We start from the raw sequence: 6,643 nt of genomic DNA on the forward strand, positions 1-6,643 counted from the left end.
ATTTCGAGTTTTTTGCTTCTTTCTCGACACTTTCTTTGCGCAGAACCTGAACGACCTCCGATTTATAATAAATCAAGCGCTTTTTACACCGTTATGACGTTTTTAACAATTCATGCTCCGCCTTGTGTATCCCGGTAAAAAGTCACGGAGAAAAAATGACCTATTGATTTAAAGAAAGCGTTCCTGTTTAATAAAGAGGTATTGACGTTCCTATGTACAGCGTGTGAAATCTCATCATTTTAACGCGGGACACGTCTTAAAATCCCACTTAAGCAGGAGGTAATCTTATCATGGCTTTTGAATTGCCAGCATTGCCGTACTCGAACGACGCGCTTGAGCCTCATATCGACGCACAGACGATGGAAATCCACCACGATCGCCATCACAACACATACGTAACAAACCTGAACGCCGCTCTGGAGAGCGCTCCCGAGCTGCAAAGCAAGAGCCTGGAAGAGCTGATCGGCGACCTCGACAGCGTACCGGAAAGCATCCGCACAGCCGTTCGCAACAACGGCGGCGGCCACCACAACCACAGCCTGTTCTGGACCGTTATCGGCCCGAACGGCGGCGGCGCTCCATCCGGCGCACTGGCCGAAGCGATCGACAGCGATCTCGGCGGTTTTGATAAATTCAAGGAAGACTTCGCCAAAGCGGCTACAACCCGTTTCGGCAGCGGTTGGGCCTGGCTGGTCGTAGGCAAAGACGGCAAACTGGCCGTAACGAGCACGCCGAACCAGGACAGCCCGCTGTTCGAAGGTCTGACGCCGATTCTCGGCCTGGACGTTTGGGAGCATGCTTACTACCTGAAATTCCAGAACAAACGTCCGGATTACATCTCCACGTTCTGGAACGTTGTGAACTGGGACGAAGTATCCAAGCGTTTCGAAGCTGCAAAATAAATTCGAATCGCCGCGGCGCCGCAGTCTCCGGACTGCCGCAGCCGCAAGCAAAACGCCGATCCTCCGGGATCGGCGTTTTTTGCTGCTTTTTATGAAGGCTCATCTCTGAATGCCTATCGCTCCGGGATCGCGCCAGTGGGATCGGTTTCTCTTCCCCTAGCTCTGCTTGGCTTCGCCGAAATAGCGGTTCAGGATGTTCAGGAACAGGTTCGGGAACGCGATCTCCCGCATGTCTGCCTCCGCGATCCAGCGCCATTCGACTTCGGCACCGGTGCCGGCTTCGTCCGCTTCAAGCGCTTCCGCCGCCGCTTCGGGCACGGCGACTTCGTACGGCACGCCGCTCTCCGCCGCCAGCTGCGCCAGCACTTCCGGCTGTTCGCGGGCCGTGAGCACCCGCATCGTCCAGTGGATATGGCTGAACGTATGCTCCGCCGTCATGTACGGCGACATCGGCGACCACGACAGGCCGAGGTCTTCCAGCAGTTCTTCGAGCTGTCCGACTTCAAGGCCGAGGTCCTGCGCTTCCGGCGCGCTGTCCGCCGCGATATGCGGCAGTTCCCACATGCCGGCGAGCAGGCCCGTGCGCGGCCGGCGGCGCACCAGGACGCGTCCTTCGCGTTCGCCGGCGCCTTCCAGCAGCACGGCGAGCCGCTGCTCCGGCCGCGGCTTCTTGGCTTTCGTCTTGACCGGCAGATCGCGTTCCATGCCTTCGATCCGGCCCCGGCAGTGTTCCATGACGGGGCAGATCAGGCAGTGCGGAGACTTGGGCGTACAGATCAGCGCGCCCAGCTCCATCAGCGCCTGATTGAAGTCCGATGCGCGGCCTTCCGGAATGAGGCCCGGAATGATCTTCTCCATGCCGATTCGCGTCTTAGGCTTGGCGATATCGTCCTCGATCAGGAAATAGCGCGACAGCACGCGCATGACGTTGCCGTCGACCGCCGGCTCCGGCCGGTTGAAGGCGATGCTCAGAATGGCGCCGGCCGTGTACGGGCCGACTCCCTTGAGCGCGAAGACGTGTTCGCGCTCCGAAGGCATCTGCCCGTCGTGCAGCTCCACGATCTGCTGCGCCGCCGCCTGAAGATTGCGGGCGCGGGAGTAATAGCCCAGCCCTTCCCACATCTTCACCACGTCTTCCTGCGGAGCTTCCGCAAGTTCCCGAATCGTCGGGAACCGTTCGATAAACCGGTGGAAATACGGGATCACCGTATCCACCCGGGTCTGCTGGAGCATAATCTCCGACACCCAGATGAAATACGGGTCCCGGTGTCTGCGCCACGGCAGGTCGCGCTTGCTGCGATCGTACCAGATCAGCAGCTCGCGGCTGAAATACGCTTTGCTCTCGTCCGTATCGATCGCGTCGATCCGTTCCCAGGCCGTCCGCTCCCGTCCGATCGCTTCATCCGTCTCGTTCGCTTCTTTTCCGTGCGCTTTTATTGGGTCTGTCATCATGTCGTCCTCTCCACTACGGCGAAAGCCGAAGCCATCGCCGGCTGATGCGTAATGCTCAAATGTATGGCGTATCCGTTCCCGCCCGGCAGACCGAGCCGGCTCCAGGCCGCGTCCGACAGCCGCACGCCGGGCTTGCCCAGCGCGCCGGGAACGATCTCGATGTCTTCGAATCCGACGATCCGGCCGATGCCGCACCCGAGCGCCTTGACGATCGCTTCCTTGGCCGCGAAGCGTCCCGACACGAACTCAGCCAGCTTCGGTCCGCGCGCCCGCGCGATCTCGAGTTCGGCCGGCGTCAGCACCCTGTGCAAAAAGCGTTCGCGCTGCGCCCCGTCCAGCAGGCGGATCACGCGGCCGATCTCCAATATGTCGTGACCGATTCCGTGAATCATTCCGGCATTCCTCCACTGTCGCCTGTCTTCGGCTGCGCGCGGCGGCTTGCCGCGGCTTCGCCCTATATTGTAGCAGGAGCGGCAGGCGAACTCCAGTTCCGTTCCGTATTTTGCGTCCGCACGCAAAAAGGCCCGCGTTAAGCGGGCCTTCGCTTGGCTGCCGGTCCCGAAATCAGATGCCCGGAATCGGATTGCGCTTATGCGCCGTTCTTTTGTAGAAGTTCTCCAGCAGCGACTGGACGTTCGGCGACACTTCCTTGCCTTCCAGGTAATCGCTGTTCTCGTCGTACGTGATGCCGAGTTCCGTCTCGTCGGTCTGTCCGACCCACAGTCCGGCCGTCGGCGCTTTGGTCACGATCTCGGCCGGCACGCCGAGCGCGCTCGCCACCTGGCGGACCTGGCGCTTGTTCAGCGTGGACAGCGGCGTCACGTCGACCGCTCCGTCGCCCCACTTCGTGTAGAAGCCGGTAATCGCTTCGGAAGCGTGGTCCGTGCCGACGACGAGCAGGTTCATCTCGAACGACAGCGCGTACTGCACGACCATGCGCGTTCTCGCTTTGATGTTGCCTTTGCCTTTGTCCGTCATTTTGCGCGGATTGTTGATATCCAGCTTCTCGAAGCTTCGCTCGACGGTCGAAGACACATGGTCGACGGCATCTTCGATGTTCGTCTCGACCGTATGGGTCAGGCCGAACGCTTTGGCCGTCGCGTAGCTGTGCTCGATATCGGACTGCTCGCCGTAAGGCTGGAACACGCCAAGCGTGATGTATTCCTTGCCCGTCTCTTCGCTCAGTTCGTCCGTCGCCCGCTTGCACAGGCCGGTGGCCACGGCGCTGTCCACGCCGCCGCTGATCGCGATCAGCAGGCCGTTCGTTCCGGAACCGAGCACGTACTGCTTGAGAAAGTCTACCCGTTTGCGGATCTCCGCTTCCGGGTCAATCGCGGGCTGCACGCCCAATTCGGCAATGATCTGCTGCTGCAAACTCATGATACACTCGCTCCTTCGAAGGTCCGGAAGCGGCCGCTCCCGGACGAATTGGATGATACCTCTCTTCATCATTATACCCGCAAGAGCCTGACATCGAACTTACGCGGCCTTTTTTTGCCCGATCCAGTCTTGAAGCGCGCTTCTGCACATGCAAAAAGCCCCGGCCGGACACGGGGTCCGCCGGAGCTTGGAGAGCCAAAATTCGCGCTTATGAATCAGCCGCAGAATTCGTCGAACTTCTGGGTCAGTTCTTCGGCGATTTCGACCGCGGAACGGTCTTCGATGCCGTGGCGCTCGATAAAGTGCACCAGTTCGCCGTCCTTGAACAGCGCGATCGAAGGCGAGGAAGGCGGGAACGGCGCGAAATATTCGCGGGCCTGAGCCGTCGCTTCCTTGTCCTGACCGGCAAACACGGTAAACAGGTTGGTCGGAACTTTCTCGTGCTGAAGCGCCTGGGCTACGCCCGGGCGGCATTGTCCGGCGGCGCAGCCGCAGACGGAATTGATCACGACAAGGCTCGTACCCGAAGCGTTCGGAAGGTTCGCTTCCACTTCTTCCGGCGTGCGCAGTTCCTGAATGCCGAGGGAAGTCAGTTCATCGCGCATCGGTTGAATCATGTCGCGCATATATTGATCGAAAGACATAGCCATATTCGATTCACTCCTTCAAATTGTTGATGTGCTTCCATTATACCGTTCCTCCTAACGAAAGGAAAGCCGTTTCCCGTAAGGATTCCCGTTCTTCGCCCGAAACCGGTCCGGCCGTTTTCACGCTTTGCCGACAGGCTCGGCCTGCCGCGCCCGCGCGAATTCGACCCGAACCTCCGTGCCTACGCCGACCGTCGATTGAATCGACAGCTGCCCGCCGTGCCGCTCCGCGATGCCCGAGCAGAGGGCGAGGCCGAGACCGGTGCCCGTCTTTTTCGTCGTAAAAAACGGCTGGCGGATCTGCAGAAGCGTCTCTTCCGGGATGCCCGGTCCGTTGTCCGTCACCCTCAGCACGATCGACTCTTCCGTCTGCTCCGCGAAGATGACGAGCTCTCCTTTTTCGTCCATCGCTTCCAGCGCGTTGCGGGCCAGGTTCAGCACCAGCTGCTTGATCTCGCCGGCGTGCATCGGCATCGGCTCGCCGTCCTTGCCGTCTTCGAGCCGGATCAGCTGGCCGCGCAGATTCGCGTCCGCCTGCAGCAGCGGCCACAAATCTTCCAGCACCGAGCGCAGGCTGCGGTTCTCCTTCTCCCCCGACGACGTGCGGGCCAGCGACAGGAAATCGTCGATGATGCCGCCGGCGCGGTCGAGTTCTTCCAGCACGATTTTGTAATAATGTTCGTATTCTTCCGGCGTTTTGCGCTGCAAAATTTGCAGGTATCCGCGCACGACGGCCATCGGATTGCGTACTTCGTGCGTCACGCCCGCCGCCATCTGCCCGATCAGGCTGAGCCGGTTCATGTTCTCAAGCTCCGTGCGCATGCGTTCGATTTCCGTCACTTCGTAGATGCTGCACACCGCGCCGCCCACGTCCCCGCCCCGCGTATGGGTCGGCGACAAATAGAGTCGGAACTTCCGGGCGCCGAAGACGAGCGTCCGCTCGACGCTCTGATTTTCGCGAAACGTCAGGTCCAGCGCCTTCAGAAAAATCGGATCGGCTTCCATGCCGAGCGCGCCCATCAGGTCGGAGAAGCTGCGCCCGATCAGCATCTGCCGGTTGAAGGAAGGGACGCGCTGCACGATCGCGCCGTACGCCTTATCGTTGATTTCGCTAATCAGGCCCGCGCGGTCAAGCGCAAGCGCGTAGCCCGGCAGCGTCCCCATGAACGCCTGCAGCTTCGTCTCTTCGTCCAGCATGCGTTCGCGCATCGCGATCGCCTGCGCGCTCATCGAGTAGCGATCCTGCACGTCCCGGCGGGAGTAGAGCAGCAGCAGTGCGGCGGCGAACGCGGCCATAAGCTCGATCGACACCATCGGAAAAGCTCCCCAGAAAGTGCCGCCGCCGAGCGTCTCTTCCCGTACATGGAACGCGGCATGCGGCACGTAAGCGACAAGCAGCCACGACGCGATCAACAGGCGGCGGGCAGACCGGCGCATATCGAGCAGCCGCGTGCGGCCGAGCGCGAGCAGCAGCAGCGCCAGCGCTTCAAGCAGGACGTAAGGCATCTCTCCGGCCGTGGAGAAGGCATACCCGACCAGCGCATACAGCGCGATAAGCGGGAAGCGGCCTCTCGGCACGCCGTACAAAATGCCCATGCCGGTCGGCAGCAGGGACAGATGCCCGTCAATGCGCGGACTTCCGGCGTCGAGCATCCAGCACAGCAGCAGCGAAGCCGCGCTCGCGAACGTAAAAGCGAGACCGACGGAATCGCCGCCGCTGCGGCGCAGCAGCCGCAGGGCACGTGTGCGAACGAACGTTTCGAATGAAGGAACGAGCAGAACCGGGAGCGAAGCGAACAAGACTTGAATGATCAGTACTTTGAAAAGTTCCACCGAACCGTACCTCCTTTTTGGAATGCGCAGCGCGTTTGAAGGACATCGGACCGAAAGACCCGGATTTTTCCATTTTCAAGAAGAAGACATATGCTTTGATTAAAACATACTCATTCTTCCTGTTCAATGGATCTGGGTCGCCTGAGCAAATTTCGTGTCGATTCGGCACGTTCCGTCGGCCTTTTATGTTATCCTATAGGAAATCAATTCATGGAAAAGGAAGATGCAAGTTGGATTATGAAGTAATCGTCGTCGGCGGAGGATCGGCGGGACTGATGGCCGCAGCTGCGGCCGGAGAACGCGGTGCCCGCGTGCTGCTGCTCGACAAAGGAGACAAACTCGGACGCAAGCTCGGCATCTCGGGCGGAGGACGCTGCAATGTCACGAACAACAAGGAATACGACGAACTGATCAAGTGGATTCCCGGCA

General features: G+C 60.1%; 7 protein-coding genes (1 of these 7 cut by a window edge). 2 read left to right on the plus strand and 5 right to left on the minus strand.

Going from position 1 to position 6,643, the window contains the following annotated elements; genetic code table 11:
* Positions 1 to 290: 290 nt before the first annotated feature.
* A complete protein-coding gene (locus FTE24_RS00205; RefSeq protein ID WP_141448394.1) occupies positions 291 to 902 on the plus strand; it encodes a superoxide dismutase in 612 nt (203 codons plus the stop codon).
* A gap of 156 nt (positions 903 to 1,058) precedes the next feature.
* Here the strand turns inward: FTE24_RS00205 and mutY are convergent, their stop codons facing one another.
* The 5 genes from mutY to FTE24_RS23535 all read right to left on the minus strand — a co-directional run bounded on the left by mutY (position 1,059) and on the right by FTE24_RS23535 (position 6,214).
* A complete protein-coding gene (mutY, locus tag FTE24_RS00210) occupies positions 1,059 to 2,258 on the minus strand; it encodes an A/G-specific adenine glycosylase (RefSeq protein WP_415663201.1) in 1,200 nt (399 codons plus the stop codon).
* A gap of 92 nt (positions 2,259 to 2,350) precedes the next feature.
* On the minus strand, positions 2,351 to 2,746 hold the full coding sequence (gene acpS / locus FTE24_RS00215) for a holo-ACP synthase (protein ID WP_141448392.1): 396 nt from the start codon (positions 2,744 to 2,746) through the stop codon (positions 2,351 to 2,353).
* 172 nt (positions 2,747 to 2,918) lie between these two features.
* Positions 2,919 to 3,734 (minus strand): ammonia-dependent NAD(+) synthetase, encoded by an 816-nt coding sequence (nadE, locus tag FTE24_RS00220; RefSeq protein ID WP_141448391.1) that lies wholly within the window; start codon positions 3,732 to 3,734, stop codon positions 2,919 to 2,921.
* A gap of 215 nt (positions 3,735 to 3,949) precedes the next feature.
* Positions 3,950 to 4,384 (minus strand): BrxA/BrxB family bacilliredoxin, encoded by a 435-nt coding sequence (locus FTE24_RS00225; protein ID WP_141448390.1) that lies wholly within the window; start codon positions 4,382 to 4,384, stop codon positions 3,950 to 3,952.
* A gap of 117 nt (positions 4,385 to 4,501) precedes the next feature.
* Positions 4,502 to 6,214, minus strand: coding sequence for an ATP-binding protein (locus FTE24_RS23535; protein ID WP_150234805.1), 1,713 nt, complete (start codon positions 6,212 to 6,214; stop codon positions 4,502 to 4,504).
* A gap of 230 nt (positions 6,215 to 6,444) precedes the next feature.
* Here FTE24_RS23535 and FTE24_RS00235 point away from each other — a divergent pair, with 230 nt between their 5' ends.
* A protein-coding gene (locus FTE24_RS00235; RefSeq protein ID WP_160441605.1) for an NAD(P)/FAD-dependent oxidoreductase crosses the window boundary here: on the plus strand, positions 6,445 to 6,643 show its start. It continues 953 nt past the right edge of the window; the window shows 199 of its 1,152 coding nt (coding positions 1-199); it begins with the start codon at positions 6,445 to 6,447; the stop codon falls past the right edge of the window.

The organism is Saccharibacillus sp. WB 17, assembly GCF_008634075.2.
Lineage (GTDB): Bacteria > Bacillota > Bacilli > Paenibacillales > Paenibacillaceae > Saccharibacillus > Saccharibacillus brassicae.

Excerpts from the sequence above, each read along its gene's own strand:
- FTE24_RS00205 (WP_141448394.1), top strand. The coding sequence starts at position 291 with ATGGCTTTTGAATTGCCAGCATTGCCGTACTCGAACGACGCGCTTGAG.
- acpS (WP_141448392.1), bottom strand. The coding sequence starts at position 2,746 with ATGATTCACGGAATCGGTCACGACATATTGGAGATCGGCCGCGTGATC.
- nadE (WP_141448391.1), bottom strand. The coding sequence starts at position 3,734 with ATGAGTTTGCAGCAGCAGATCATTGCCGAATTGGGCGTGCAGCCCGCG.
- FTE24_RS00225 (WP_141448390.1), bottom strand. The coding sequence starts at position 4,384 with ATGGCTATGTCTTTCGATCAATATATGCGCGACATGATTCAACCGATG.